Source organism: Lacrimispora sp. BS-2, from assembly GCF_040207125.1.
Lineage (GTDB): Bacteria > Bacillota > Clostridia > Lachnospirales > Lachnospiraceae > Lacrimispora.
Genome location: NZ_CP157940.1, coordinates 1786970 through 1813510 on the forward strand (window position 1 = coordinate 1786970; position 26541 = coordinate 1813510).

Annotated in this window: 29 protein-coding genes; 1 reads left to right on the top strand and 28 read right to left on the bottom strand. The window is 45.0% G+C overall.

Going from position 1 to position 26541, the window contains the following annotated elements:
* Nucleotides 1–48: 48 nt before the first annotated feature.
* The 21 genes from ABFV83_RS08465 to ABFV83_RS08565 form a co-directional block, all read right to left on the bottom strand.
* Nucleotides 49–402, bottom strand: a complete 354-nt coding sequence (locus ABFV83_RS08465; RefSeq protein WP_349948445.1) for an HNH endonuclease signature motif containing protein — start codon at nucleotides 400–402, stop codon at nucleotides 49–51.
* Between the two features lie 184 nt (nucleotides 403–586).
* The gene (locus ABFV83_RS08470; protein WP_349948446.1) at nucleotides 587–1072 is read right to left on the bottom strand and encodes a hypothetical protein; all 486 of its coding nucleotides are present in this window, start codon (nucleotides 1070–1072) and stop codon (nucleotides 587–589) included.
* A complete protein-coding gene (locus ABFV83_RS08475; protein WP_349948447.1) occupies nucleotides 1050–2417 on the bottom strand; it encodes a DEAD/DEAH box helicase in 1368 nt (455 codons plus the stop codon). The genes ABFV83_RS08470 and ABFV83_RS08475 overlap by 23 nt, the downstream gene beginning before the upstream one ends.
* Entirely contained in the window at nucleotides 2398–2682 is a 285-nt protein-coding gene (locus ABFV83_RS08480; RefSeq protein ID WP_349948448.1) for a VRR-NUC domain-containing protein, read from the bottom strand. Before ABFV83_RS08480 ends, ABFV83_RS08475 begins: the two co-directional genes overlap by 20 nt.
* Before the next feature lie 260 nt (nucleotides 2683–2942).
* Nucleotides 2943–5324 carry a virulence-associated E family protein gene (locus ABFV83_RS08485; protein ID WP_349948449.1) on the bottom strand — a complete coding sequence of 794 codons (2382 nt, stop codon included), beginning with the start codon at nucleotides 5322–5324 and terminating at the stop codon, nucleotides 2943–2945.
* A gap of 13 nt (nucleotides 5325–5337) precedes the next feature.
* On the bottom strand, nucleotides 5338–7278 hold the full coding sequence (locus ABFV83_RS08490) for a DNA polymerase (protein WP_349948450.1): 1941 nt from the start codon (nucleotides 7276–7278) through the stop codon (nucleotides 5338–5340).
* Nucleotides 7279–7344: 66 nt separating this feature from the next.
* Nucleotides 7345–7896, bottom strand: coding sequence for a DUF2815 family protein (locus ABFV83_RS08495; protein WP_349948451.1), 552 nt, complete (start codon nucleotides 7894–7896; stop codon nucleotides 7345–7347).
* Between the two features lie 5 nt (nucleotides 7897–7901).
* Entirely contained in the window at nucleotides 7902–9032 is a 1131-nt protein-coding gene (locus tag ABFV83_RS08500) for a DUF2800 domain-containing protein (RefSeq protein ID WP_349948452.1), read from the bottom strand.
* On the bottom strand, nucleotides 9032–9358 hold the full coding sequence (locus ABFV83_RS08505; protein ID WP_349948453.1) for a hypothetical protein: 327 nt from the start codon (nucleotides 9356–9358) through the stop codon (nucleotides 9032–9034). The genes ABFV83_RS08500 and ABFV83_RS08505 overlap by 1 nt, the downstream gene beginning before the upstream one ends.
* Nucleotides 9359–9742 (bottom strand): hypothetical protein, encoded by a 384-nt coding sequence (locus tag ABFV83_RS08510; protein ID WP_349948454.1) that lies wholly within the window; start codon nucleotides 9740–9742, stop codon nucleotides 9359–9361.
* Nucleotides 9705–10061, bottom strand: coding sequence for a DUF4406 domain-containing protein (locus tag ABFV83_RS08515; protein WP_349948455.1), 357 nt, complete (start codon nucleotides 10059–10061; stop codon nucleotides 9705–9707). The genes ABFV83_RS08510 and ABFV83_RS08515 overlap by 38 nt, the downstream gene beginning before the upstream one ends.
* Entirely contained in the window at nucleotides 10058–10204 is a 147-nt protein-coding gene (locus ABFV83_RS08520) for a hypothetical protein (protein WP_349948456.1), read from the bottom strand. Before ABFV83_RS08520 ends, ABFV83_RS08515 begins: the two co-directional genes overlap by 4 nt.
* 75 nt (nucleotides 10205–10279) lie before the next feature.
* A complete protein-coding gene (locus ABFV83_RS08525) occupies nucleotides 10280–10690 on the bottom strand; it encodes a sigma-70 family RNA polymerase sigma factor (RefSeq protein ID WP_349948457.1) in 411 nt (136 codons plus the stop codon).
* A gap of 147 nt (nucleotides 10691–10837) precedes the next feature.
* Complete coding sequence (locus tag ABFV83_RS08530) at nucleotides 10838–11017, bottom strand: hypothetical protein (RefSeq protein WP_349948458.1); 180 nt, start codon at nucleotides 11015–11017, stop codon at nucleotides 10838–10840.
* Nucleotides 11018–11135: 118 nt separating this feature from the next.
* On the bottom strand, nucleotides 11136–11927 hold the full coding sequence (locus tag ABFV83_RS08535) for a hypothetical protein (RefSeq protein WP_349948459.1): 792 nt from the start codon (nucleotides 11925–11927) through the stop codon (nucleotides 11136–11138).
* 7 nt (nucleotides 11928–11934) lie between these two features.
* Nucleotides 11935–12324 (bottom strand): helix-turn-helix transcriptional regulator, encoded by a 390-nt coding sequence (locus ABFV83_RS08540; protein ID WP_143321006.1) that lies wholly within the window; start codon nucleotides 12322–12324, stop codon nucleotides 11935–11937.
* A 213-nt stretch (nucleotides 12325–12537) separates the two neighbouring features.
* Nucleotides 12538–13476, bottom strand: coding sequence for an HTH domain-containing protein (locus ABFV83_RS08545; protein WP_349948460.1), 939 nt, complete (start codon nucleotides 13474–13476; stop codon nucleotides 12538–12540).
* 374 nt (nucleotides 13477–13850) lie between these two features.
* On the bottom strand, nucleotides 13851–15209 hold the full coding sequence (gene rlmD, locus ABFV83_RS08550; RefSeq protein ID WP_349948461.1) for a 23S rRNA (uracil(1939)-C(5))-methyltransferase RlmD: 1359 nt from the start codon (nucleotides 15207–15209) through the stop codon (nucleotides 13851–13853).
* Between the two features lie 154 nt (nucleotides 15210–15363).
* Nucleotides 15364–15657, bottom strand: coding sequence for a hypothetical protein (locus ABFV83_RS08555; protein WP_054791834.1), 294 nt, complete (start codon nucleotides 15655–15657; stop codon nucleotides 15364–15366).
* A gap of 217 nt (nucleotides 15658–15874) precedes the next feature.
* Nucleotides 15875–18163 carry a DNA helicase PcrA gene (gene pcrA, locus ABFV83_RS08560; RefSeq protein WP_349948462.1) on the bottom strand — a complete coding sequence of 763 codons (2289 nt, stop codon included), beginning with the start codon at nucleotides 18161–18163 and terminating at the stop codon, nucleotides 15875–15877.
* A gap of 34 nt (nucleotides 18164–18197) precedes the next feature.
* Nucleotides 18198–19058, bottom strand: a complete 861-nt coding sequence (locus tag ABFV83_RS08565) for a patatin family protein (RefSeq protein ID WP_349948463.1) — start codon at nucleotides 19056–19058, stop codon at nucleotides 18198–18200.
* Between the two features lie 138 nt (nucleotides 19059–19196).
* Between ABFV83_RS08565 and ABFV83_RS08570 the strand changes: the two genes are divergently transcribed.
* Complete coding sequence (locus ABFV83_RS08570) at nucleotides 19197–19304, top strand: hypothetical protein (RefSeq protein ID WP_349948895.1); 108 nt, start codon at nucleotides 19197–19199, stop codon at nucleotides 19302–19304.
* On the opposite strand, the gene ABFV83_RS08575 is transcribed toward ABFV83_RS08570, so the two are convergent.
* The 7 genes from ABFV83_RS08575 to ABFV83_RS08605 all read right to left on the bottom strand — a co-directional run bounded on the left by ABFV83_RS08575 (nucleotide 19281) and on the right by ABFV83_RS08605 (nucleotide 26515).
* A complete protein-coding gene (locus ABFV83_RS08575) occupies nucleotides 19281–21056 on the bottom strand; it encodes an ABC transporter ATP-binding protein (RefSeq protein WP_349948464.1) in 1776 nt (591 codons plus the stop codon). The two genes, ABFV83_RS08570 and ABFV83_RS08575, sit on opposite strands and share 24 nt — an antisense overlap.
* On the bottom strand, nucleotides 21032–22774 hold the full coding sequence (locus ABFV83_RS08580) for an ABC transporter ATP-binding protein (protein WP_349948465.1): 1743 nt from the start codon (nucleotides 22772–22774) through the stop codon (nucleotides 21032–21034). Before ABFV83_RS08580 ends, ABFV83_RS08575 begins: the two co-directional genes overlap by 25 nt.
* Nucleotides 22775–23256: 482 nt before the next feature.
* Entirely contained in the window at nucleotides 23257–24744 is a 1488-nt protein-coding gene (locus tag ABFV83_RS08585) for an aldehyde dehydrogenase family protein (protein WP_349948466.1), read from the bottom strand.
* A 446-nt stretch (nucleotides 24745–25190) separates the two neighbouring features.
* Nucleotides 25191–25430, bottom strand: coding sequence for a hypothetical protein (locus ABFV83_RS08590; RefSeq protein WP_349948467.1), 240 nt, complete (start codon nucleotides 25428–25430; stop codon nucleotides 25191–25193).
* A gap of 52 nt (nucleotides 25431–25482) precedes the next feature.
* Complete coding sequence (locus ABFV83_RS08595) at nucleotides 25483–25845, bottom strand: MmcQ/YjbR family DNA-binding protein (protein ID WP_349948468.1); 363 nt, start codon at nucleotides 25843–25845, stop codon at nucleotides 25483–25485.
* Nucleotides 25846–25868: 23 nt separating this feature from the next.
* Nucleotides 25869–26282, bottom strand: a complete 414-nt coding sequence (locus ABFV83_RS08600; RefSeq protein ID WP_349948469.1) for a DUF3788 domain-containing protein — start codon at nucleotides 26280–26282, stop codon at nucleotides 25869–25871.
* Complete coding sequence (locus tag ABFV83_RS08605) at nucleotides 26249–26515, bottom strand: VOC family protein (protein WP_349948470.1); 267 nt, start codon at nucleotides 26513–26515, stop codon at nucleotides 26249–26251. The genes ABFV83_RS08600 and ABFV83_RS08605 overlap by 34 nt, the downstream gene beginning before the upstream one ends.
* Between the last annotated feature and the right edge of the window lie 26 nt (nucleotides 26516–26541).

The window sequence follows — 26541 nt, forward strand, 5'->3', positions numbered from 1 at the left end:
AAAACATTCAGATGAGAAGCCCTGGGAACCTCCCAAGGCTTCTCTCTGTCAGTATTTGTATTCCTGATAACGGTCTTCCGTCATCGTCTTTCTGTCATGGCAATTCTTACACAGTGCCTGCCAGTTGGACTCATCCCAGAACAATTCTTCCTTTCCACGGTGCGGAATAATATGGTCCACAACGGTGGCTTTCACCAGCTTCCCACGTTCCCGGCACCGGACACACAGCGGATGTTCTTTCAGATACCTGCGCCTGGCTTTCCGCCAGCGTCCGTTATAGCCCCTCTCTGATGCTCCGGCACGCTCTGTCTGATACAGATAGCTGTGTTCTTCACAATAGGCTGACTCTGTCAGGTTCGGACATCCCGGATACCTGCAGGGCTTCTTCGGCTTTCTCGGCATCTGAATTCACTCCTTCCGTATGTAGTGGCAGGGTGAAAGGATAAGTCCCTGCCAGTGCAACGGCATGAAAAAAAGCCTCATGGAATTAAATCCACAAGACTCTTTACATTTCTTCGCAGCTTAATCATAGCACAGGATCCGGTAAACTTTCAATCAACTCATTGTCTACACTTAGTCTACCCATTCAGCTTAACAAATAGGAATCTGTCTGCTGCCCCCGCAGTTCATAAATCCGGTTCAGTTCCTCCACGGCTTTCTTCCTGTACTTTCCAACCATGGCATGGCTTACATTGTATTTTATCATTAGCTCCTGCCAGCTTGCCTGTTCTATAATCATATCCCATATAATCTCAGGCAGACGACCACTCAGTTGGCGAATAGCATATTCCAGGAAATCCATTTCTTCTTTTATCTGTTTATAACGTCCCAGTAAAAAATCAAACCACTCATCATCCAACCTTTCCTTTACCTGTCTGTAAACCATGGCGGTCATTCCTGTTTTATCGGAAGTACCGCTGGTTTGTACACGCTCACCCTGTGGTTTTGAAAAACACATGCTCTCGATAACGTCCTCATATCGAATTCCCTGGAATCTGCCCAACTCAAATTCTAACAAGATCAGGTTACGTTTCCACTCCCGGTATTCTTTAAAGATTCTTTCCACATCCATCCCGGATACCTCCAATCCTGACCTTTACCGCATCCACCAGTGCGGACTGCCCGGTATTTTTTCTCTCTAAAGAAGCAAACACCTGCTCATCCATGGTACCTTTCGCTATCAGGTGATGAATCACCACCGTTTCTTGTTGTCCCTGTCTCCAAAGTCTGGCATTCATCTGCTGATACAGTTCCAACGACCAGGTCAGCCCGAACCAGATCAGCGTAGAACCTCCTGCCTGCAGGTTCAGCCCATGCCCGGCAGATGCCGGATGAATCATAGCAAGTGGTATCTCACCGTTGTTCCATTTCTTAAAATCCTGTGTGGTGTCCAGTTCCACTGCCTGAAACCGTTCCTTTATCCGCTGCTTATCATGCTTATACCAATACGCCATCAGCACCGGCTTCCCATTTGCCGCTTCCAGTAAATCTTCCAGAACGTCCAGCTTTCGATCATGGATATGCCGCATGTCCCCGTTTTCATCATAAACTGCTCCGTTTGCCATTTGTAACAATTTGTTAGAAAGCCCTGCCGCATTGACTGCATCCACATCCCCGGCTTCAAAAGGAAGAAGCATCTCCTTTTCCAGTTTCCGGTACAGGTCATATTCTTTCTTACTCAGATTCACCTCCACCCGGTTATAAACACACTCCGGCATTTTTAGATAATCGATAGCCTTCATACTGATAGCGATGTCGGAAATCAACCCATAGATTTGTTCCTCTGCTCCATCTTTTAACTTATAGGAATATACCATATCCCGGCTCCGCCTATCCGGCAGAAAGAACCGCTCCCGGTATGCCCCGATAAACCTTCCAAGTCTCTGCCCCATGTCCAGAATACCAATTTCCGCCCAAAGGTCAATCAGACCGTTTGGAGCGGGAGTTCCGGTCAAGCCCACAATCCGGTGTGCCTTCGCCCTTACTTTTCTGAGAGCTTTGAACCGCTTTGCCTTGTTGGATTTGAAGGAGGACAGCTCATCGATAATAATCATATCAAAATCCCAGTTGCCCTGCCCTACCAGCCATTCAACATTCTCCCGGTTGATCACATACACATTCGCCTTCCGGCTTAATGCCGCTTTTCTCTCTTTCTCCGAGCCAAGAATAGGAGAAAACATCAATCCATTTAAATGATCCCACTTCTCATACTCCCCAGGCCAGGTATCCCTTGCCACACGCAAAGGTGCAATTACGAGAACCCGCCTGACTTCAAAGTAATCCAACAGCAGCTCCCAAAGGGCGGTCAGTGTGACCACAGTTTTCCCTAACCCCATGTCTAAAAGAAGCAGGCTCACCGGATGCTCGATGATGAATTCCTTTGCGTAATCCTGATATTCATGTGGATTGTATTTCATCCAGTACACCTCCAATCATCTCAGTTCTGTCTATGCAGTAAACCGGAAAGCCCAGGGCTTCCAGTTGTGTTCTCCTTTTCTCCTGCAGAGGACTTAGCTTTTTTCCGGGAGCCTTCAGCTCCACAAAAGCACATCTCCCGCCCGGCAGAAGCACCAGACGGTCCGGCACCCCAGCAAAACCCGGAGAGGTGAATTTCACAGCCCTGCCACCACGCTTTTTTGCCTGCCGTTGCAGAGCCATCTCTATCTGTCTTTCTTCTGCCATAATTTTCAGCCTCCCTTCCAAATGTTCTGCTGCCAGTTTGCTGTTCTTATGTGTATATAACGAAAACACGCATTTGCACTACATTTGCACTACATTTTCCTCTATCCTTTTTTCGTTTCATAAATATAAGGTGGTATCAGCAACAACAGCAACATATACCCGCTAACGCTCATCATTACTGGCTTTACGCTGTTGCTCCTCTGATTCATTTAAGGCAACTATCTCGGCAACAGCAACTGTTTTCTTTGTTGCCCACCCGGCTAATTGTTGCCTTTTGCTGCCGTAACACTCTCCTCTCGGCAATATCCTCTAACTACACCATAAATGGGAAACCGGATTTTTGCATCCGACTTTCTCCAGCCATCTATATTTGCCATAATTGCCGTAATCTCATTGGCATCCTGGCGTTTGAGATTCGAGCGTTCTTTTCCAAAGCACTCACACCATATTTCCATATTACACACACGCTCTCGCTTTTTCAGACCTCTTTCCAGCTGTTCGCCGAACTCAGTACCATTCACATAATTCCGGCGGTCATAAAGTTCCATGCTCTCCCAGTTCTCCGGCAGCAGCTTTTCTAGGTATTCCTTCACAATGCCTTCCCGCTCGTCAACCTCCATGGCAATCTTCTGCTCCTTGATTGCCATCTGTTCCACCGCTTTATCCAGACACAAGGATTCCCCTGCTTTGTAATATGACAATGCCTCAGCCCAAATCTGGTGGACGTCCTCCTCGGTCAGTTCCCAGGATGACTTCGCTGCATCACCGGGTATTTTCACCGGCCAGAACCTCCGGTTACCTGCGGTATCCCGAAGATATCCGTTCTCCGCATTTGTTGTTCCAATAAAGATACACTGCCTTGGATGCGGCGTTGCCCTGCGTCCAAAGGATGCACGGTAAATGTCAATCTGCCTGGAAAGGAACCCACGAAGTGTTTCAATCTCCGTTTTCTTCAGACCGGCCAACTCTCCGATTTCCAAAATCCAATAACCCTGCAGTTTTTCCGCAGCGGTCTTATCCCTAGTGTCATTTAATAGCAAAGAGTCATTGAACCATTCCCCGCTCAGCTTCTCAATCAGCGTAGACTTTCCTTTCCCCTGCGGACCGTTCAGTACCAGCATGGTGTCAAATTTACGTCCTGGATTCATCACTCTGGCTATCGCTCCGCATAATGTCTTTCTGGTCACCGCACGCACATAGGCATTGTCAACCGCACCCAGATAATCCACTAAGAGAGTATCTACCCTGGGTATTTTATCCCATTCCGGCAGGGAGCTTAAGAATTCCCTGACCGGATGATAGGATCGGTCATCCACCACCTTCGTCACAGCAATGTCATAGTTCCTGGCAGAGAAATTCCCATAGTTTAAATCTACATAGGAAACAAGCTGGGAATCATCCGCATCCCTCCAGAACTTTCCCGGATGTTCCCAAGGCACCTCCCCTTTAATCTCCATACCATCACTAAACTGGTTAAACACAATGGACTTCAGTTTTTCATCATGGTTCAAAATCATCAGGAGATTTTTCAGGTTGTTGACAAGCACGCCCTGGCGGTTGTATTCCAGTCCCAGCCTCCAATCTTTTTCCGCAGCAAACTCTCTTTTTACTGCCTGTTCTTTTTCTTCCAGTAGTTCCAGTTTTACCTTGTCATCAGATACGGCGAACTCGCTCATAGCTTTGAAGGACGGCAGCTTACTGCTCTCCGAATCCTCATCCGCCTTTTTATCCAGTTCCCCGAATTTATGAATCCGAACCATGTCAAAGGCATTCATAAGCTGACCGCAGGCCGGATCCGTGGCATGATGGGAATAGGCGAACTTTCCCGCATAGATTACAACACCTGCTTGGGAATCCGCCGAGACGTAGTCATACCGTCCCGGTATCTCGCTTGTAGTATAGATGTCGGAAAGAAAGGCTTCGATGGCATATTCAATGGAGTACGCCCGGCAGAATGCCCCGATGGTTCCTTCCTTAGTAAGAGGATCCGCCTGCTTTTTCATTTCCCGCTGTACAATGGTCTGCTGACGGCTGCTCACTGGCCACTGGGAAGAATCATGCCAATTCTCATATTTCTGCAGAACAGTATCCGGATTCAGAATCTCACCTTCAATCACCCGGAATATGAACTCTCCATCTGCGGAAGTGCTTGGCCAGTACATCAGCCGGAAAGGTTCATAGGTGGTATCATCAAATAACTCCATACCGATTTCTTCAGCCATTTTCCTTGCCACTGCCTGGTACTCATCCGGTGTGACATTCCTGGAAAGCGGAATCACCAGCCGGAACCTTGGTTTCTCCAGGGTATGTTTATGTGTGGAGTATAAGTAACAGTGAAAATCATGAAATAGTTCAAGCTGGACTGCAATATCTTCGGAAGCATAATCCATATCCAAAGTCAGCCCGGAACGGAACACCACACAATCCTTCTTCCTCCGGCCGCCCTTCAGCTTCCCAAGCACAAAACCGCCCACATCTTTGATATCATCCTGCCTTGCCCTGGACAGTTTCCTATACCGCTCTACTGTTTCCGAGGTTCGGATAGTTGTGGCAATCCGTTTCCTGAATTCCTCCAGTTCCATATCCATGCCATTCCACTTTTTGTCTTTCCTGGAATTACCCACTGAGACATACAATTTCATTTTCCCAGCCTCCTCAATCTTTTTTATAAAAACTACACTCATAACCGTCCGCCCGGAGTGGCAGACCATCTGCCCATACTGGCGGTACTGCCATAAGCCTGCACAGTTCTTCCACGGAGCCGCTTCCTTCCGGTGCTTCTGCTATGATCTCATCATGACAGTGCATGATAATTTCATACCCTGCTTTATCCACCCTCAGCATAGCTTCCGCCAATAAATCCCTGGCAGTCCCCTGCACGATGTTCTCAACCAGCTTCGGTCCATAGGTTTCTATCCGGCACCATTTCTTGCTCCCGCCGATTCCCTCATAGGTCAGTCCTCTCCGGTCAAACTGATTCATTTCCATTCTGGGTTTTACATAGGACAGCTTCCTGCCCGAAGGAAGAATGACAAAAAGAATCCCGCTACGGTATTCAAACGCAATCCTTCCTGCCTGCGTCCTCTTTTTCTCGGTGGCTGCCTGGATTGCAGCCTTATCCACCTCCCACCAGAATTGTGTGATATGGGGATTGGCTTTTCTCCAGGTTGAAACCAGGGATGAAAGTTCTTCTTCCTTAATCCCCATGTCCAGCGCTCCCATGGAGATAAGCGCACCTGCGGCTCCACCGTAACCAAGAGCCAGCTCCGAAATTTTCCCTTTCTGACGCAATGGGGAGCCTTTCGTAACCTCCTCCATCGGCACATGAAACATGGCGGAAGCGGATGCCTCGTAAATCTTGCCATGCGAGGCAAACACTTCCAGTCTCCACTGCTCCCCCGACAGCCATGCCAGCACTCTGGCTTCAATAGCAGAAAAGTCCGCTACCAGATACCGACAGCCCTCCTTTGGAATAAAAGCGGTGCGGATAAGTTCTGACAGCACATTTGGTATAGACTCATATAAGAGCTCCACCTCTTCAAACCGCCCATTCTTCACCATCTTCCTTGCAAGTTTCAAATCAGGGAGATGATTCTGAGGGAGATTCTGTACCTGCACCAACCGCCCAGCCCAACGGCCGGTACGGTTCGCACCGTAAAACTGCAATAACCCATGTACCCTTCCGTCTGAACATACGCTGCGCTCGATAGCTTCATACTTTTTCACTGAGGTCTTTGCCATCAGAAGCCGTAGTTTCAGCAATTCCTGCACTTCCCCTTCGGACTCCTGAATCAGTTCCTTGACCGCCTTTTTCGCCAGGCTTTCCACCTCCACTCCCTGCTCATTCAGCCATTCCTTCATCTGTGCAACGGAATTGGGATTTTTCATTCCGGTCAATTCATATGCCCGATTCGTCACCAACTCCTTATGGAGCAAATCCCCGGATACTGCCTGCCTCACCAGTTCCCTGTCCACCAGAACACCCCGGTCATTGATTTTCTGATCCAGACGATAAAGTTCCATCTCACGTTCAGGAATAGGAAAGTTTTTCAGTTTATTCCTGATTGCGTATTCTACATCCACATCCCGGATACAGTAGGTTTTGAATAATTCCCACTTCTCCGGTGCATGGATTGGAAGATTTCTGGTTCTGTCCCCATTACTTTTCTTTGGCTTGCAGGGAATGCAAAAATAGCGGATTAAATCACTGCCCTCTTTTAGCTTCTGCCTTTCCAGCCCCAGTAGCGCCCCAACGTCCTCTAAAGACCGGGGAAGGGCAAGCAGTGCCGCCTGAACCGCACTGCAGTGCCAGAAATACGGCGACAAACGGACTCCGAAATAATTACTTAGACAAGTCCGCTCAAAGTTGGCATTAAAAGCAGTTTTTACTACAGCAGCATCAAACACCGCTGCCTTTACTTCCTCCGGCAGCTCCTCCCCCTGAGCCAAATCTACAATCCTGGTGTCTTCATCATCAAATTTATAAGCAAACAAAAGGACTTCAAATGCAGGGCTGTCCGCATACGCATAAGCTCCGCATTTTATCAAGTCCACATCGGAATAAGTCTCTATATCAATCGCCAGTGTCCGTTTCATCTGCATCACTTCCTTTCCTGGTTCTCCCTATGTAACCGGGCGGATACTCCGTCCACCCGGTACCATTTATCCAAGAAAATCTCCCTCTTCCACAGCTTCAAAGTCATCTTCCGCATTCGTTCTGCCGCCAAGAGGTTCTCCGTCCTTTAACTTCTGGATATTCCCAAGACCTGCGGCAATGCCGCGGTTTCCATTATTGTTGAATCCATAGAAGTTGACGGAAATCCTGCCGTAACAGCCGGAGTACACCTCGGACTGGTCTAGGATTGGCTGCACGTTCTTATCGACCACCTGGGGAGCCTGTCTGGAATTGGCATTGAAGAAATAGCTGTCTGCATAAGCTTCATCCTCTAGACGGTCAATGTTACCGTCACGCAAAGGCAGTTTCAAATTGGCAGGAATCTTCCCTCCCCACTTGGAAAGGGAATCCTTCGTTGCCTGCTCAATGGCTATTTTGATTTTCTCAATGGTTTCCGTATCCGATTTCGGAATAATGGCTGATACGGAATACTTCGGTTCCCCGCCATCTACTGCATTCGCCTCCCAGCAATGCAGATAAGAAAATCTGCAAGGTACGATTACTTTTGTGATTGGTGCATTTTTATTCTCAACGTTCATATGGTTTACTCCTCCTTAAAATCCGCTTCTGCGGCTGCTGTTTCCACCGGCTGTCTTTTGTCCGACTCCGGTGCCAGTGTAAGCTTGCCCTGTGGCTTATACACAAATTTTCCAAGTATCTGGACAAACTTCTTTTTCCCCATCAGCTTTTCCATCTCCGTAATACCAATGAGTGCCTGTTTATAAATATCTGTATACCCGGCTGCCTTTGCAGCTTCCGCTGCTTCCTCATCACTGCTGTACTTCCGGTTGCTCCTGCCCTCCACCAGCTTGAACCCATTCCAGTGTTTTCCATGGGTGATTGCCTCATCCTGGGCATAGGCATAGATATCTGCCGCCCATTTGGCAAGCTCATCTGCTTTTTTCAGTACTTCTGCAATTTCTTCATCGGTTAGCAGGGGTGGCTGGCGAAATTCCATTTGCGCCAGTTCCAGGAAGTTCTCCGCCCTGGCCCTGCACTGATTCCTTGCTTTGCAAAACCTGCACCAGGAACCGGAGACAAATTCGCCCTGTCCTTCCTTTGCCAGTGCTGCTCTTGGAATCAGGTATTCTTCTGCCCATTTTTTCAAACCAGCCACCGTAATCTCCCAGGTACTGACAGATTCCAAACGGGGCTGATGAATAGTAAGGCTGACTCTTTCAATATCATAAATGGCATCGAATAGCTCCAATGCCCCCAACGCATACAGCATCATCTGGGGATTTTCCTCCGCTTCCACGGCAATGCCTTTTCCATACTTTAAATCAATGATGAACAAGGTTCCGTCCGCCACAATCACTAAATCCCCAGTACCAAACCCTTCTGGTACATACCGGGAAAAGTCCAGATGCTGTTCAATAAGAATGACGGGGGCCTTGCAGGACTGTTTCGCCTTCTCAATCTGTTCCATGGCAAAGGAAACATATTCATCTGTACAGTCTTCCATCTCATCACAGTCATAATCAGATACCGGACGCCTGGAACGTTTCTTAAGCAGACGTTTCAGCTTATGCTCCGCCAGAGCATGGGCGGCGGTTCCTTCTTCCGCATAAATACTTCCTCCGTCCTCTGGGAACTGTTGCTCCAGCCTTGCAGACGGAGTACAGTTCAGCCATCGTCTGGAAGAAGATGCGGATAGCAAAGCATGCTGTCCCATTACAATTTCTCCGCATCGGCAAGCAGTGCCGAAAAATTTTTCTCTTCCACGGCAGACAGCTTCACAGCACCATATTTTTTCAGAAGTTCTTTAATCTGTGCTGTCTTTCCGTCCTGGGATTTCTCCGCCAATACTGCCCGGATCTGCTCTACGGTCACTTTCTTTTCTTTGGTATCTGTTTTTGCAGTATTTGCCTGCTTCTCCTGCATTGTATTCTCTGCTCTATCTGTACATGGATTTGCCATCTCTGTCTGCCCGGCAAGCATCCGAAGACTCTCTGCTACCATGGAGAATCCTTCTGCCATCTTCAATAATTCACTGCTCATCTAACATTCCTCCATTTCTTCCAATCGTTCCATTATTTCCTCAGAGAACATGGTACACAGCAATAATTCCTCTCCGATTTCTCTTGCATCAAAGTATTTCGCCCGACTGCCATATTCCAGGCAGGCTTTCTCTATCAGACTGCGTTTTTCTTCCTCTTTTTCATTTCCAAATACCCATATCTCGTCCACCTGTTTTGCCAGCCTTAAAGTCAGCAATTGTTCCACCGCGGATCCAAGTTCATCCATGAAAATGTTATGGAAATTCAGATAAGAGCTGATGGGCAGGACTCCCTTATGGGCGGCAAAACGGCAATATTCCAAAGCCCTGGCCCGGTCATTTTCCTCATTACCTGTTATCTTTGTTACAACCATTACCAGCTTCATCCGGCATTCCTCCTTCCTGTGTCTCTTTGAACCAGACCGGGATCCCATGCTCTACGGCAAACTTCACTTCCTGCGCCATGCCCTCCGTTGTCTTTCCATATACCCAGACTTCATCACACTCCTGCATCAGTTTCATTCCCATGGAAATCCCATCCGTTCGCTCTTTGAGACTACCCTCATTCAGAAATTGAGGAAACATAAGATGCGGGGCAATCGGGAGACAACCTTCCTCATATGCCTTTCTACAGTACCTTGCAGCTTTTTCACTGTTCCCTTTTAAATCTCCACGAAAGGGGCTGCATATAAAAATCTTTTTCATCTTTTCCTGCTATCCTTTCCGCACATGGCTGATGACTTCTTTTTTTCTGAAAGAAACGACAGGAATCCCTTTTTGGTTTTCTCATTCGTTACCATAATTCTTGAACAATCCTCTCCACTTACAATAATCCGCACTATCCTCATGGCTAAAAACCTCCTTTCCTTTTGAGACATTTTCAAAGCCTCTATCTTATAGCCACGGGAAAGTGATCTTTTAAACTAATCCAACAGTTTTTTTATCTTATCCGGGATTTTTTTCAGTCTCTTGGATACGGCCATTGCTGTAATGCCTAATTCTTTTCCGATTTCTACCATGGTCATATCCTCAAAATAATATTTCTGAACGATTATGGAATCCTTACTATTCAGTTTCTGAATGGCCCGGTGCAGCCTTTCTTTCTCATCCGAATGAATGATGATTTGTTCTACATCCGCCCTATTGTCAGCAAACTGCATTGGACAATACCCATCACGGTTTTCCTGCATGAATTCCAGAGAATTATGCCGTCTCGTTTCGGCACGGTTCCTCCTGGACTGCATTTTCTCCATTTCGATGATAACTTCACCAATATTGTCATCCACTTCTATTTCAAACTTCTCTCCGGTTATAAACTCATAACTGATTCTCATGCTGCTCCTTTCTTTACCCGTGAGTAAAGCGGTAGCAGCAGATATAGAAAAACAGGCAAAAAAAATAGCCGGAGTAAGCTGGTATTCCGCTTTACTCCGGCTATTTGGTGTCGCGCTTATGCGGACCCTTTGCTCGGTAGATTTCTTTTAATATGTTACGAATTCTTCTTTCATTTTCTCTTTCTGAATACTGCAAATCCTGTAACGAACCTGTATGATATTCCTGCAATGGGGACACTTCAGTTCTACCCATATATCCCCTTTTGCAGATGAGCATATATCAAATGCCCGCTTCCGGCATATAGGGCAGTTCATTTTCTCCTTCATCCTGGTATAGCTCCTTTCCTGTCAATGAGTTAGTTGACATATGGTACAAAAAAATAAGCCGTATAAAAATGCCAACTATGTACCTGACACGCTCCCTTTAAAATCAGCACTCTGTCTTTCACAGAGTGCCTGGCATCTGCCGGAATATGTTAAGCTGTCTTTCATCATGAGTATTTGCGTTCTTGCCTGCATATTGGGTGAATCCCAACTGTGATAACCGGATACTGGCAGAAATGGGTGATACCTGAAATATCCCTGAAAGTTTCTCTGCTAAATCTGATTCATTAAAATAAAGGGTGGCAGTCAAGTCTGATACTGCATTGATAAACGGTGTTTTCGGCATCAATATAGCGGCACTGAAATATTTCGCATGATGTTCCAGCCAGTCTATATCAGTAACCAGCCTTTTCTTCCCGACTATCTCCAATCCACCCTCAATATCTGTCTTTTTACATCCTACGATTCCTGATGCTGTTATTTTTTTCTGGCTATTTCTGCTTTTGGCATATGCATAAAAGTCCGAATGAAATACCCAGTGCCCGCATTCATGTCCTATCGTGGAGCGGAGCCGGTACTCCTTCCAGTCTTCCAACACTGTATTGTCGATGAGCATGGTACCTCTCTTTGCATACAGATAATCTGCACATTTTTCTTCTGGAAGATAAATAGGGACCCTTTCTGTCTCCTGGAATACCATCCTGCCTAAAATCAACCCGCAATGGGAAAGGTACGTATAATCCAAGGTCAAGTCCAGATAAAATTCTGCAAATTCTTCCATGTTTACCGGCTGTGGGATCTTTAATACGGAAGGATTGTAGTCTTTTAAAAATTCTTCTGCATGAGCATCGATCTCTCCATTACACATGATGGGAACACCATTTCTTTTTTTCCTTAACTTTGCTTGGTACATAATCGGTTCACCCTTTCCTTGCCTTTAATTCATTCAGCAGAACCTGCCACTCTTTTTCCCCTGCACCAGTTTCCATCGACAACCGCAATGCTTCTATCACATAGGAATTGCAGAGCATATAATCTGCACAGTCCTGGGGTGTTGTAATATCATTAGATGACCGAGATTCTGCTGCCATATCATAAAGTGTATGGGTTTGCTCATCGTCCAGCATTAAAAAATATGCCAGTGATTTCAGCCTTTCTGAGGTAAAGGTGCTGCTTCTCCCTTTCTCCACCTCGCTGTAGAACTGTGGCGATACTTTTATGGCTTTCGCCGTTTCCCGTAGAGATTTTCCTTTGCTTTTTCTAAGTGTCTCTACGTATTTTCCAAATCTTAATCTATGGTCTGTATTCATTGCCTTTCTCCCTATAAAGAATTTTATATGGTAAGCATTGCCATGAATACAAACATCTATTCGTCAACTTGTTAATTGACAAAAAATTTTTGTTGGTATTGGTATTTTGAATTTGATAGACAACGTCAGATTAAAAAATCCCCTGCTGCCTGCTAAATATTAAGCTGACAGTGGGGATATAGGACTTGAATTAGAATTGTTACTGGCAGAGATTCAAGACAGGATTCCGCATTTTAAAGCATACTGGCACATCTGCTCTTCTTCGGTGTAGGTTTCATCATATTTACTCTTAATCTTTCCTACTTTAATATCTTCCATTAAGTCATCCAGGAACTTCTTAAAGTCTGGATTGCTGTCGACCAAACGGTTAATGGTATCCCAGTCAAGGGATTCCTTTTCTTTTGCTGAGAACAGGATTTCACTTTGCATGAAATGCTCCGCATCTAACCGGATTACTCCAATCCCAAATGCATTGTTTAAACGGCGCATTTCATCCATTAATTCGGGATTCTCCGTAATATGTAGTGCTACTAGATAGCCTTCGTGCGCCCAACTGGAATTGGATACCGCCTGGAAATAATACTCCCGGAGGTTGGCAAGATTCACGTTGATTTTCATTTCAAAGGAATACAGCTTATAAGGATTTACTTTTAAAATATCAAATAGCTTAAGAGTATTTGGTGTATAAGATTCAAAAGGGAAATGTACCCCTACAAGATCCGGGTGCAGCCATTTGTTCTTACCGCTCTTTTCACGCTTAGAGACTTCATGGTAAATGGTTTTTGTCGAGCATTTAAAATGTTCATCAGAATTTACAAAACTGGAAAGCAGGATGTGTAAGTCCCGTTCTGCAAATTTAAGTCTCTTTGCTGTCCGTTCCTGCCTGTCCTCATACTCCTGTAATCCTGCCGTTTGACCTTTCAGGAAGAACTTTGCCGGGCGTTTACTTACCTGTTCAAATATCGTATCCTGGTTATTCTTGATATCTACATAGATTCTGGCTGACAAGGTACGGATAGGGGTCTTGCCGGAGGAAGAAAGTTTCTCCAATAAGCCATATCTGCCCGCCGCTTCCCACATCTCCTCAACTGACAGCGGTATGTTTTCGTGTTCTAATACATCTTTTGCTAAATCTAAAAAGCTATAACCCATAAATCAAATTACCCCTTTCGTATTTCTATATTAATTTTCTAATTGTAAATATTATTGTTTTTGGAAATATTGAGAGAATCCTCGATAAGAATATGCGTGATTAAAAGTACTTTTATTTTATACCAAAGGTATACCAATATCAAGTGCCCTCTGCCAAAAAAGTAATCTATCTGGTTAAATGTTTTTATCTTTAAATAAGGATTTCGCTAATTTATATGTACATTTCAGCGAAACCCCTATACGTTTTGGCAAAAGCAGTACTTTTAACAATCTGGCATTACCCCATCCCCATGAAAGAAAATATAAATTTATCTTTGCCTATATAATAACACAGGTTCATTTTTTACTTGATATTCCCTCAACACCGCATAAAATCAAGATTTTCTTGAAAGCAGACAAACGATTTCCACATTCGCCGTCGAAGGAAACATATCCACACAACAAACCTTCTCCACCCGATACCCTCTCTCCTGAAGAGTAACCAAATCCCTTACCAAACTGGTAGGCTTACAGGAAACATACACCAACCTGTCCACGCCAAAATCAATGATCTTCCCCAACGCCTTAGGATGAATCCCATCTCTAGGCGGATCCAAAATAATCAAATCCGGCTTATCCACCAATTCATCAATAATCTTAAGTACATCCCCGTCAATAAATTCACAATTCTCAAGACCATTCAGTCTTGCATTCTCCCTTGCCGCTTCCACCGCTTCTTTCACAATTTCCACGCCCACAACCTTTTTGGCAACCGGAGCAATAATCTGAGCAATCGTACCTGTTCCGCTGTATAAATCGAACACTACCTTATCCTTTGTCTCTCCCACATATCCTCTGACCGTCTCATACAGGACTTCCGCTCCAAGGGAATTCGTCTGGAAAAAAGAAAACGGAGAAATCTTAAATTTCAGCCCTAAAAGCTCCTCATAAAAATAATCCTGCCCATATAAAATCTCAGTCCTGTCACTCTTAACCACATCTGCAAGACTGTCATTTAAAATATGAAGAATTCCCACAATCTTTCCATTTAAAGAAAGCCCCAACAGCAAATCCGTAAGCGGCTTCAAGTCCACTTCTTCCTGTGTTGTAGTAACCAGAGCCACCAAAATCTCACCAGTATTCACAGCCCGGCGTACCAAAAGATGACGCAGATATCCCGTATGCTGCATCTTCTTATAAAAACCGGTTCCTAATTGTTCGAAATACGCCTTTACTGCCTTTAGGATATTACAGAAGTCCGGATTAACAATCCTGCATTCCGTAGTCGTCACCACGTCATAAAAACTTCCCCTCTTATGCATTCCCAAAGCCAGGGGACCATCCTTGTATTCATCCCCAAAGGAAAATTCCATTTTATTCCGGTATTCCGCTTCCACAGGGCTTGGCCGTATCCCTTCAAATTCATAATCCTCACAGACTCCGTCTATAAGATCCTTTACCTGCTGCTCTTTGATCTTAAGCTGCTCCTCGTAGGGAATTGTCTGATAAACACAGCCTCCGCAGCTGCCAAAATGAGGGCAGGGATTCTCTGCCGATTCCAGGCTTGAATGCTCCAATACTTCAAGAATCCGCCCCTCACAGCGTCCCCCTCTTTTTTTATTTATCATAACCCGGACCTTCTGGCCGGGAAGTGCATGCTTTACTGTGATTTTCCCTTCCGGGAGTTCAATAATTCCTTTATCAGGAAAATCAAATCTTCCAATCCTACCTTCGTATATCTCACCCTTTTTCACTATACGTGCTCCTCTTCTATCTTTATTTCTGCAAGCAATAAGCCAGGCGCAGGAATGTTTGCATTCCATTCCTGCATCTGGTAAACGCCATTCCATTCGAGCAAAAAAGCGTGTCTCACTGTCTGAGGCACGCTCTCTCTTTATAATGCCGATCTTACTCTTCAGAACCTTCGCCCGGTTTGTCGTCTTCAAAGAAATCGTCATCGAAATCATCATCAAAATCGTCTTCGAAATCTTCTAAATAGTCCGGTGTGAAGAAACGGTATACGGTATAGGCAATTCCTGCCACCGCTGCCACTGCACCTATGATAGCCAGTATCCAGAGGATACAGTTTTTCTTCTTTTCTTCCTGTTCCCTTCTATGAAGCAATTCATTCACTCTGCTTGAACTCATAAGATCTTCCAGCTTACTCATGGCTTCTTTACTCATTGCATCAAATCTGTTCATATCTCCACGTCCTTTCTGAGAGCCCTGCTTTTTTTATGCCCATTTTTTCAGGGCAGAGCCCACCCCGCTTTATTGGGTGTAAAGGTATGCCTGTAAGGCAATTCCTTTAAATCTTCCGGCTAGGTTTTAGTCTCTCTGCCTGTTGCAGTTATTATACCATTATATTGATTCTTTTACTATCATTTTTGCTTTTTTTTAATAAATTATGTATTTTACATCAAACTCGTACAAGTTTCAGCTTTGCAAAGGAAGCAAACATTTTTTTGATGCCTGCCTGATCAAAACGGACGGTGACTTCAAAATCCCTGCCTCCATCCTTGATCTCCAATACCTCGCCTTCCCCAAACTTCACATGGCTGACCCGGTCCCCTTTTTTATAGTTTAAAGAAGCTGCCTTTTCTACGGTAAATGCTTTGCCAAAGCCAGGTGTTGACGCAGGGGCTGCGGTTTTTGATGCATATGCATTGTTCCCAGGACCAAAGCTGCTGACACCTGCCTGCCGTCCAGCTGATTTTGCTTTTCCCCATGGCAGACTGCTGTCATCGTAATCAACCGTACGGCCAGAAGACATCCTTGGTTCCAGCTTACTTGAATCCAAAAGCCCGCCAGGAATTTCATCTATGAAACGGCTTACCTTGGAATATCTGGTTTCTCCATTGACCATACGCTGCCTTGCCGCCGTCATCATCAGGAAATTCTGGGCTCTTGTAATTCCCACATAGCAAAGCCGGCGCTCTTCTTCCACATCTTCTTTATCATCTGAGGAAATGGACATCATGCTTGGGAACAGCCCGTCTTCCATGCCGCTTAAATACACTCTTGGAAACTCAAGTCCCTTGGCGCTGTGCAGGGTCATAAGAGTCACTCTGTTTTCTGAATCATCCATCCGGTCTACATCAGCCACCAAAGCGACCTCTTCCAGAAATTCATTTAAGTTAGGGTGCTCGTGCTCCCCTTCAAAGCTGACCGCTTTATTAATAAGCTCTTCTATATTTTCCAGTCGTGTCTGGTACTCAATTTCACCCTCTGACTCTAATTCCTTTAAGTAGCCGGTTTCATCCAGAAGGTCTTCAATCAGTTCATGGATAGAATACGTCTCTTCTTCAAGCCTTTTCCGGAAATCCTCGATCAGCTCCGTAAACTTAAGGACCTTGTCCGCCGTTTTTCCAAGTCCAGGCACAGCCTTTGCCCGGCAAAAGGCACTATAAATAGAAAACCCATGTTCAGAAGCAAAGGCCTGCACTCGTCCCAGGCTGGTGGCTCCAATTCCCCGCTTTGGCACATTGATAATCCTTAAAGAGGATAAATCATCCTGTCCGTTGGAAATGGTCTTTAAATAGGCCAAAACGTCCTTGATTTCTTTTCTCTGATAGAAATTCACGCCTCCCACCATACGGTATGGAACATTGTGTTGAAGGCATTTTTCTTCAATCAGACGGGACTGGGCATTAGTTCTGTAAAGAACGGCGCAGTCCTGGTAATCAGAAGAGCTGTTTAAAATGTCCCGGACAATGGCATCCGCCTCTTCCGGAGCGTTTTCAAATTGCTTAAACTGTACCAGAGGGCCTTCCTCATTGGCGGTCCACAGGGTTTTGTCCTTTCGTCCCCGGTTATGGCGGATCACCTCATTGGCTGCATTTAAAATGCTCTGGCTGGAGCGGTAGTTCTGTTCCAGCTTAATCACCCTGGCCCCTGGATAAGCTTTTTCGAAGTTTAAGATATTTTCAATGTTAGCACCGCGGAATTTATAGATGGACTGGTCATCATCTCCTACGACACAAAGATTCCTGTATTTACCTGCCAGCAGGCTTATAAGCTTAAACTGGGCCGTATTGGTATCCTGGTACTCATCCACCATGATGTATTTAAAACGTTCCTGGTAATAATCCAGGATTTCCGGATTATTCTGGAACAGCTGCACGGTTTTCATGATCAAATCATCAAAGTCCAGGGCATTGTTCTTTTTTAACTGGTTCTGGTATTCTTTATAAATCAGCGCCACTTTTTTCTGCCTGAAATCACCGCCGGCATTCAGTTCAAATTCCTGGGCCGTCACAAGCTCATTTTTTGCCGTGGAAATAAATCCCAGCATGGCCCGATCCTTATAAATCTTCGGATCCATATCAAGGCCCTTTAACACATGGCGCATCAGAGTTTTCTGGTCATCGGAATCATATATTGTAAAATTCGTCGAATAGCCAAGGCTTTCAATGTGCCTCCTGAGAATGCGCACACAGGATGAATGAAAGGTGGAAACCCAGATGCTGTCCGCACCAAAGCCCACCAGACGGTCTACACGCTCCCGCATCTCACCCGCCGCTTTATTGGTAAAAGTGATGGCCAGGATATTCCATGGATTGATATTCTTCTCCTCTATTAAATAAGCAATACGGTGCGTTAAAACTCTGGTCTTACCAGACCCCGCTCCTGCCAGCACAAGAAGCGGTCCCTCCGTATGGAGTACCGCTTCCTTTTGCATTGGATTTAATGTATCATAAATACTCATAAATTATACCGTACTTTCCTTTCCGGACATTTCCTTACTCTTTAATCTCCAAATACTCTTTCAACTTCCCCATATGTTCTTCCGCCAGACGCCGCCCTTCCTCGTAAAGGGCCTCCAGCTTTCGCTTATCTTTTTCAGTTCTCTGGACCGTAACATGCTTATCAGGACGGATGACATAGATCTTCCCTTCTTCTTCCAACCGGTCAATCTCCTCCTGCATCCGGTTATACCGGTCCGGGACCTCTAACAAGGCTTTCAAAAACTCAGGCAGCGGAGCAAAATATCGTTCATATCCTCTTTTCGTCCACTTATCAAGCTGAGGTTTCCGATACCCGTGCTCCCTGGTAAGTACCACAACGATCTTTCCATATCCCAGATCAATGGCTCTCTGATATGCAATAGGCAAGGCACAGCCCCCATCCAAATACTTTTTCCCTTTTATAGGAATCATGCTGGACATAATGGGAAGGCTGCTGGAAGCCTTTATAGCGTCAATAAAATCATCACAGGAACTCTTTTCAAAGTATTCCGGTTTTCCTGTCTTGCAGCGGGTGGCAACCACCTCAAAGGTCTGCTGGGACTTCCAAAAGGTATCATAATCAAAGGGAACCAGCGTATCACACAATTCCCCGAACAGGAAATCAAAATTAAAAATGGAGCGGCTTTTCACCATATTCCGAAAGCTTAAAAACCGTTTATCATTGACATAGTCCAAATCCACTTTAATGGTACGGCCGATCTGTTTGCTTACATAGCTCATGCCGCACATAGAACCGGCTGATACTCCGTTTACATAGGACATCTCAATCCCCTGTTCCATGAATACATCCAAAACCCCGGCCGTAAATACGCCCCTTAAAGAACCTCCTTCTAAAACCAATGCTCCTTCTGTCATCTTATCTCACCTCGCCTTCTATTCTATTGCATTTCCACAATCCGGTCAATCCTTTTTCCAAACTATGGCATATCTGAACGCTCTTTACTCAACCTGCAGGCCCCACTTTGGGGTATATTTGCCCCAAATTCAGTTTGCATAGTCCACTACTTCTCCCTTCATTTGAAACAAATCGCCCACAAAGTATACGCCCATCTTGGGAAGAGCATTTTTCAGACGCACCTAGGAAAACTGGCTCTGGTGTAGTTTATAGTAGGCGCCTTTTAATTCCATCAATTCCTCATGGCTTCCTGACTCCATGATATTCCCCTGGTCAATGACAAAAATGCGGTCGGCCTTGCGGATCGTAGAAAGGCGGTGGGCAATGACAAAGGATGTTCTGCCCTTTAAAAGGGCGTCGATTCCTTTCTGTACCAGAAGCTCAGTATGGGTATCAATGCTGGAGGTGGCCTCATCAAGAATCAAAATCCCGGGCATTGACACCATGGTTCTTGCAAAAGCCAGAAGCTGCCTCTGTCCGATGGACAGGCCTGCCCCTCTCTCGCTGATCACCGTATCGTATCCATTTTCCAGCTTCATAATGAATTCATGGGCATTGACTGCTTTGGCCGCCTCCATTACTTCCTCATCAGACGCTTCCAGACGCCCGTATTTGATGTTATCCCGTATGGTTCCGGAAAACAGGAAATTATCCTGGGTCATGATTCCCATCTGGCTTCTTAAGCTTTTTAAGGTCACTTCTTTGATTTCATGACCGTCAATAAAAATTTTTCCATCGGTTGTTTCATAAAAACGGCTGATCAGGTTTACAATGGTAGTCTTTCCTGCGCCTGTTGGGCCTACCAGTGCAATGGTTTCCCCTGGCTTAACAGAAAAATTCACATCATCAAGAATCAGCCGGTCCGGCTCATCCCCATAAGCAAAGGATACGTGCTCAAAGACCACCTCACCTTTAATCTCTGGTAAGGGCACAGCGCCCTCCTGATCCGTTATTTCTGCTTCCGTGTCAATAATATCAAAAATACGTTCTGCAGCGGAAATGTTAGTGGTCAGTTTATTGTAAAAGTTAGCCAGATTCCGGATAGGACTCCAGAACATGGCGATATAGGTCGAGAACGCGAGTAAGGTACCGATTCCGATTTTCTCCACTCCAACGATCCGGATTCCTATGAAATACAACAGGAAACCGCCCAGGCCCCAGGTTATTTCTACCAGCGGGCCAAAGCCGTCCGCCACTATGACCGCATCCATGAAGGATTTGTAATGCTGGTTTACCAGATCATGAAATACCTCTTTTGTCTCCGGTTCCGCTGCAAAGCTCTGTATGATCCGGATGCCGGATAAATCTTCATGAACATAAGCATTTAAATTTGATGTTTTTTTACGGTAGATCTGCCACCTTTTATGAACCGTGGTTTCAATCAGGAACATGCCCACTGCCAATATGGGAAGAGTCAGCAGTGCCGCCATTGCCAGGCGGTAATTCTTTACCAGCATGATGACCGCCACACAAACGACTGTGAGAAGGTCCGGTATCAGCTGGGTCACACTGTCTGACAGTACATCCTTTAAGGAATTCACATCTCCAATAATCCTTGCAAGCACCTTTCCCGTAGGCCGGCTGTCGAAAAAACCAAAGCCAAGGGTCTGAATATGCTTATAAAGCTCTTCCCGGATATTCAAAAGCACCCGGTTGGACACATCCGCCATAATGCGCATACGCATCTTGGTTCCGGCAAGGAATAAAAGAAACAGCACCATTGCACCAGCCCCCAGCCATAAAAGACCTGCCATATTCTTTTTAGCCACGCATGAATTGATGGCATATTCCATCATAAGAGGTGCCGACATGCTGATGGCTATAGTTCCGGCCATGATAAAAAGAACGATGACGATCTGCTTTTTATAATCCAGGAGATACCGGTACAGGCGAAGCAGGGTATCCTTTTTGAATACTTCTTTCTGATCCTCATCTATTCTGCTTGAATTGACTGCCATTTCATCTCCTCCTCTCCATACTGTACCTGATAGGTTTTATAATATTGCCCCCGCATTTCCATAAGCTCCTCATGGGTCCCCCGTTCCACGATCCGTCCTTCATCCAGGATCAGGATCTCATCGGCACGGCGCACCGCTGAAATGCGGTGGGCGATAATGACTTTTGAACTGTCCTTTAATTCTGTAAGATGGGCCTCAATCTCCTTTTCCGTCTCCATATCAAGAGCCGAGGTGGAATCATCAAGAATTAAAAGAGGTGTTTCTTTTGCAATAGCCCTGGCTATGCTGATCCTCTGCTTCTGACCTCCGGAAAGCCCGACTCCCCGCTCCCCGATTACCGTATCATACTGTTCTGAAAGCTTCTGGATAAAGCCGTGGGCTCCTGCCGAGATGGAGGCCTGCTGCACACTTTCCCATTCTGTTGCATCCTTATTTCCTGTCTTAATGTTTTCCGTAATGCTGTCTGAAAACAGGAATACGTCCTGCATGACCACCGATACCTGACCCCTTAGGAATGCCAGAGGAAGATCCTTTACATTAATCCCGTCTAAAAGGATCTCTCCTTTTGTTACGTCATAAAAACGCTCGATCAAATTGACAATGGAGCTTTTGCCGGAACCGGTCACGCCCATGATGCCAAGGGTCTTTCCCTTTGTTAAAGTAAAATCAATGTCGCTTAAAATGCTCTTCCCGTCCAGTTCAAAGTCCACATGGTGAAAGGCCAGTTCTCCCTGGATAGTTTCCGGCAGGACCGGGTTTTCGGGATTGCAGATGACCGGCTGCTCTTCCATGATCTTTTTGATCTTCTTATTGGAGGCCACAGCGGCTGCAATATCGTTGCTGAGCCAGCCCACCATTTCCATTGGCCAGATAATATTATTAGCGTACTCGGAAAATGCGCCCAGATCTCCAATGGTCATCTTATCGTTAATGACCAAAATACCCCCTATGACAATGACTGACATTAACAGCACCTTTGACAAAAAGGATATGTTTGGCTGGTAACGGACGATCAGTTTGGCCTGCTGCATATTTAGATTATAATACTGCTTGTTGTGCTTCTTGAATTTCTCAATTTCATAATCTTCTCTTGCAAAGGCCTTCACGGTACGGACTCCTGCCAGATTCTCCTGTGCCACCGTGTTTAATTCAGCGGTCTGCTCACTGATCTTATCGTAAACATCTCCCAGGCCGTTTTCCATTTTGACCGCATACCAGGCGATCAGGGGGAGAATCACCAGCGGAATCAGGGTAAGACTGGGGCTTAAACGGTACATGCAGACAATAACGATGACCGTATGAATAGAACATTCCAAAACCAGCATTCCCACAAATCCAAAGGCGTTCCAGATACGTTCCGCATCATCCTTGATCCTTGCCATTAATTCCCCTGTGTTGTGGTTGTCAAAATACCCCATGGACAGGGTCTGGATATGGTTAAATAAATCCTTCCTTAAACTGCAGCCGATCCCGGATGCAGCATAGTCAAAAATAAATTCCTTTGTATACTGAAGTACCGCTCTTCCAAGTCCAATTCCCAGAAGCCCTAAAAGCAGCCTCATGAGAATCTGCATCTGTCCCCCCACAATGACATCATCAATTATATGTTTTGTGATCTGGGGAGCCATTGCATCCAAAAGGATGCTGACGACCATGGCCACAATCGCCAAAACATACAAGAAACTGTACTTCTTTCCATACTTCCATAGATTTTTCATACTTTTCCTCCTTTACTTACTGCAAGCATGAATGGGTTATCAGCCCTTTTATGTAAAAAAAACCGAAAAAAACTGCATAGTGCGGTCTTTTCCGGTAAATTGCAAAAAAATAACCGCAGTCCATCCAGACTGCGGAAAAAACTCATGGAAGCAGCTCCTGATTAGAGCCGTTACTCATCCCATGACACCTATGATCACGAGATTCTATCTTCACTGAGGCAGACTGAATTAATATAAAATAACTTTCCTGCTTTATTCATTCTAATTGCGCTATAGTTACGTTTCATAGTTTCTGCCTCCTTTTCTTAGAATTATTGGTATTTATTGTACAATTACTAGAATACTGCCAATTTTTTATTTTGTCAAGCAATATATCACTTTTCTTTATCTATTACATTTCTTCGATCCGGTTAACCTTTTTCCCATGCAAAAAGCAGCTTTGGAACTATGTACTCCAAAACTGCTTTCTGCCTGCATTCTATCTATTTGACCGGATAAAAACCTGAAGGAGATTCACTTAAATTAATCAAGATATTCTTTGTCTGGGTGTAGTGTTCCAGAATGACCTTATGTGTCTCACGGCCGATTCCCGAGGTCTTGTATCCGCCAAAAGGAGCTCCCTCAGGAATAGAATTATAGGTATTGACCCACATACGACCGGTCTCCACCGCTCTGGCAACCCGTATTGCCCGATTGATGTCCCTGGTCCACACTGCTCCGCCCAGTCCGTACTGGCTGTCATTGGCCATGTCCACAACCTCATCCTCTGTCTTAAACTTAATAATACATGCCACAGGTCCAAAGATCTCTTCCTGTGCCACCCTCATGTCGTTTGTCACATTGCCAAGGAGTGTAGGTCTTAAAAAAGCTCCGTTTTCCAGTCCGTCCTCCAGAATCTGCTCTCCGCCACAAAGTACAGCAGCTCCTTCCGATTTTCCTATCTCTATGTAGCTTAAAATGTCCTTCATATGCCCTTTGCTGATCTGACTTCCCATCTGGGTGTTTTCATCCCACGGAAGGCCCACCTTTACCTGGTTAAACCGTTTAACCGCTTCTTCCACAAACTTGTCGTAAATGCTTTCCTGCACAAAGACCCTGGAACCCGCACAGCACACCTGGCCCTGGTTAAAGAGAATACCCAGCTGTAAACCATCCATGGCCATCTCCCAATTACAGTCCTCAAAGAAAATATTGGCTGATTTGCCGCCCAGCTCTAAAGTAGCCGGAATCAGCTTTTCCGCTGCTGCAAGGGCCACGTTCTTTCCTACTTCCGTTGAGCCGGTAAATGCCAGCTTCCGGAAACCTTCGTGTTCCAGAATATACTGCCCGGACTTGGAACCTGCTCCGGTAATAACATTGAACACCCCTGCCGGGATCACATCCTGGATCAGCCTTGCCAGTTCCAGAACGCTGAGAGAAGTGGTGCTGGAAGTCTTAAAGACGGAACAACAGCCGCTTGCCAGTACCGGTGCCAGCTTCCAGGCCGCCATCAGGAAGGGAAAATTCCAGGGAACGATTTGCCCAACCACGCCGATAGGCTCTTTGAGGATCAGACTCAGGGTATTTTCTCCCAGCATATTGGCACTGCCCTCTTCCCCAAGAATGCAGCCTGCAAAATAGCGGAAATGCTGAGCTGCCAGAGGTATATCGACCGCCATTGTTTCCCTTATGGGTTTCCCGTTGTCCAGGGTTTCAACCATGGCAAGATATTCCATATTTGCATCTATGATATCCGCAATCTTATTCAGAATGACAGCTCTCTGGTTTACCGATACATGCTTCCAGGTCTCAAAAGCCTTCCATGCTTCCCGGACCGCCTCATCCACATCCTCCTTTGTTGCCTCGGCGCACTCAGTCAGCATCCTCCCATCGGCCGGACAGATACTTGGAAATGTTTTTCCATCGGAAGCATCCTTCCACTGTCCACCTATGAATAACTGATATTTCTTTTGAAGCTCTACGTTCTGCATAATTTTAACTCCTCTCCTTTTATTTTCTTTGGTTCCAATATCTTTATTTATGTAACCATTATAACCTCGGATTTTAATCTGTCAATTTAAATATTATTTTAACATTATTGATAATTAATTATCTTATAATGTCTATTTTTTAACATTATTTGATATTTTTGCTTATTAAATAAATTCATTTAGGAACCTATATTTTCAAACAGGATTCAATTTATCAGTGTTGTTGAATTTTTTTCTATCCCAATCCGAGTTAATTTTATTTGATAATTTGATATCTTTTTCACATTTTAGTTTTTTCAGCATAAGATTTCTTTAAGGTATTTTCAATAAAAAAAACCGCAGTTCAGCCAGACTGCGGTCTAAAATTTATAGAAGCGGCTCCTGATTAGAGCCGTCACTCATCCCACCAGGCCCCCCATTGCCAGATCTTTGATCCTGGCAATATGCTATAAAACTAATGCCATGGTTTCATCCTTTCCAGTTGGCATGATGGCGTACTCATCTGCCTTTCGATCTCCAAGAAGTCTGTCCACTTCATTTTCTTCCCCTTCCGACACTTCTGAAAGGTGAAGCTCCCTGTGCAGGTCTAAAAAAAGAGTTTTTGCCTGCTTGATTTCATCTTTCTTACGTATTATTTTACTTAAAGCTTTATGCACACCGCTTAAGCCTTCTCCAAAATATTTCAAATGTTCCACCTGTATTCCACACTTTGTTCACTGGGGAATCCTATAGAAATATCTACTCTCCCACCAATTCTTTTTGTTTCTTCTTCGGCAGCCCGGCTAATACCAGACGATATGATTTTTCCAGTAAATCCTTCAGCAGATCATCAGGAACGTTTCCATCTGCTTTTATGGAATTCCAGTGAACCTTATTCATATAGTAGCCGGGGATAATATCTTCATACTGCTGCCTTAAAAACTGTCCTTCTACCGGCTCCAGCTTTAGTGTGATCAAAGAATCCCTGCCCTGGTCATCCTTGCACACCGCCGCAAACATCTTATCACCAAGAAGATACCTGGTCCAATTCCATTCCTCCTTGAAATCACTGGATACACCATTCATTGATTTCAAGTATTCATCAATCCAATGATACCTCATATGCTTCCTCCGAATCGTTTTAATTACTTTTTATTGGGCCTTCTCTTTATCTTTAATAGCTGGATCATATCATCAAATAAGGATTGATCCTTGATATGAAACATCATCCATTTTCCATCGTGGTAGGTTGTTGATTCATCGTATACTTTCCTGACCTCCGGGGAATAATTCTGCCGTTCCCGCTCAAAGAGTTCCCGTTCCCCTTTTCCCATAATCACCATGAATCCAAAGCAGTTCTCTTTCGCATACAACGCGCAAAGAGTTTTTCCGCCTCTGCGGTATTTATACTCGTATTTCCATGCTTTTCCGCCGTTATTCCACTGGCATTCCATATCATATTTCTCTTCAATTCTTTCACAAAGGCTTTTCCATAACTCAGATAAAGTCTCCCCCATCAGGGAAGTCATTTTTTCTTGTGATGGTATATTTTCCAGCATAAAATCCCCTCTTTTAACATGTTTTCTGTACATAGGTTACCGGTACGTCCATTCGCTTTGCTGTTTCTTCCATAGTCAGTCCACTGTCCGGAAATCGTCTGCAGGGCTATGCCCCCAGTCAGGGTAACATTAGCTCCTAAATCCATGGTCACATTTAACCCCAAAACCTCTTTATAGAATGTTTTTGATTTTTCCAAGTCTGTTACTACCAGCAAAGGACATTGAAGCTTCATAGCTCCTCCTTTTCTTTGGAATTATA

Bases quoted from the DNA above. Each gene is read 5' to 3' on its own strand.
- ABFV83_RS08465 (WP_349948445.1), bottom strand. From the start codon at position 402: ATGCCGAGAAAGCCGAAGAAGCCCTGCAGGTATCCGGGATGTCCGAAC.
- ABFV83_RS08470 (WP_349948446.1), bottom strand. From the start codon at position 1,072: ATGGATGTGGAAAGAATCTTTAAAGAATACCGGGAGTGGAAACGTAAC.
- ABFV83_RS08475 (WP_349948447.1), bottom strand. From the start codon at position 2,417: ATGAAATACAATCCACATGAATATCAGGATTACGCAAAGGAATTCATC.
- ABFV83_RS08480 (WP_349948448.1), bottom strand. From the start codon at position 2,682: ATGGCAGAAGAAAGACAGATAGAGATGGCTCTGCAACGGCAGGCAAAA.
- ABFV83_RS08485 (WP_349948449.1), bottom strand. From the start codon at position 5,324: ATGAAATTGTATGTCTCAGTGGGTAATTCCAGGAAAGACAAAAAGTGG.
- ABFV83_RS08490 (WP_349948450.1), bottom strand. From the start codon at position 7,278: ATGAAACGGACACTGGCGATTGATATAGAGACTTATTCCGATGTGGAC.
- ABFV83_RS08495 (WP_349948451.1), bottom strand. From the start codon at position 7,896: ATGAACGTTGAGAATAAAAATGCACCAATCACAAAAGTAATCGTACCT.
- ABFV83_RS08500 (WP_349948452.1), bottom strand. From the start codon at position 9,032: ATGGGACAGCATGCTTTGCTATCCGCATCTTCTTCCAGACGATGGCTG.
- ABFV83_RS08505 (WP_349948453.1), bottom strand. From the start codon at position 9,358: ATGAGCAGTGAATTATTGAAGATGGCAGAAGGATTCTCCATGGTAGCA.
- ABFV83_RS08510 (WP_349948454.1), bottom strand. From the start codon at position 9,742: ATGAAGCTGGTAATGGTTGTAACAAAGATAACAGGTAATGAGGAAAAT.
- ABFV83_RS08515 (WP_349948455.1), bottom strand. From the start codon at position 10,061: ATGAAAAAGATTTTTATATGCAGCCCCTTTCGTGGAGATTTAAAAGGG.
- ABFV83_RS08520 (WP_349948456.1), bottom strand. From the start codon at position 10,204: ATGAGGATAGTGCGGATTATTGTAAGTGGAGAGGATTGTTCAAGAATT.
- ABFV83_RS08525 (WP_349948457.1), bottom strand. From the start codon at position 10,690: ATGAGAATCAGTTATGAGTTTATAACCGGAGAGAAGTTTGAAATAGAA.
- ABFV83_RS08530 (WP_349948458.1), bottom strand. From the start codon at position 11,017: ATGAAGGAGAAAATGAACTGCCCTATATGCCGGAAGCGGGCATTTGAT.
- ABFV83_RS08535 (WP_349948459.1), bottom strand. From the start codon at position 11,927: ATGTACCAAGCAAAGTTAAGGAAAAAAAGAAATGGTGTTCCCATCATG.
- ABFV83_RS08540 (WP_143321006.1), bottom strand. From the start codon at position 12,324: ATGAATACAGACCATAGATTAAGATTTGGAAAATACGTAGAGACACTT.
- ABFV83_RS08545 (WP_349948460.1), bottom strand. From the start codon at position 13,476: ATGGGTTATAGCTTTTTAGATTTAGCAAAAGATGTATTAGAACACGAA.
- ABFV83_RS08555 (WP_054791834.1), bottom strand. From the start codon at position 15,657: ATGAACAGATTTGATGCAATGAGTAAAGAAGCCATGAGTAAGCTGGAA.
- pcrA (WP_349948462.1), bottom strand. From the start codon at position 18,163: ATGAGTATTTATGATACATTAAATCCAATGCAAAAGGAAGCGGTACTC.
- ABFV83_RS08565 (WP_349948463.1), bottom strand. From the start codon at position 19,058: ATGACAGAAGGAGCATTGGTTTTAGAAGGAGGTTCTTTAAGGGGCGTA.
- ABFV83_RS08575 (WP_349948464.1), bottom strand. From the start codon at position 21,056: ATGGCAGTCAATTCAAGCAGAATAGATGAGGATCAGAAAGAAGTATTC.
- ABFV83_RS08580 (WP_349948465.1), bottom strand. From the start codon at position 22,774: ATGAAAAATCTATGGAAGTATGGAAAGAAGTACAGTTTCTTGTATGTT.
- ABFV83_RS08585 (WP_349948466.1), bottom strand. From the start codon at position 24,744: ATGCAGAACGTAGAGCTTCAAAAGAAATATCAGTTATTCATAGGTGGA.
- ABFV83_RS08595 (WP_349948468.1), bottom strand. From the start codon at position 25,845: ATGAGGTATCATTGGATTGATGAATACTTGAAATCAATGAATGGTGTA.
- ABFV83_RS08600 (WP_349948469.1), bottom strand. From the start codon at position 26,282: ATGCTGGAAAATATACCATCACAAGAAAAAATGACTTCCCTGATGGGG.
- ABFV83_RS08605 (WP_349948470.1), bottom strand. From the start codon at position 26,515: ATGAAGCTTCAATGTCCTTTGCTGGTAGTAACAGACTTGGAAAAATCA.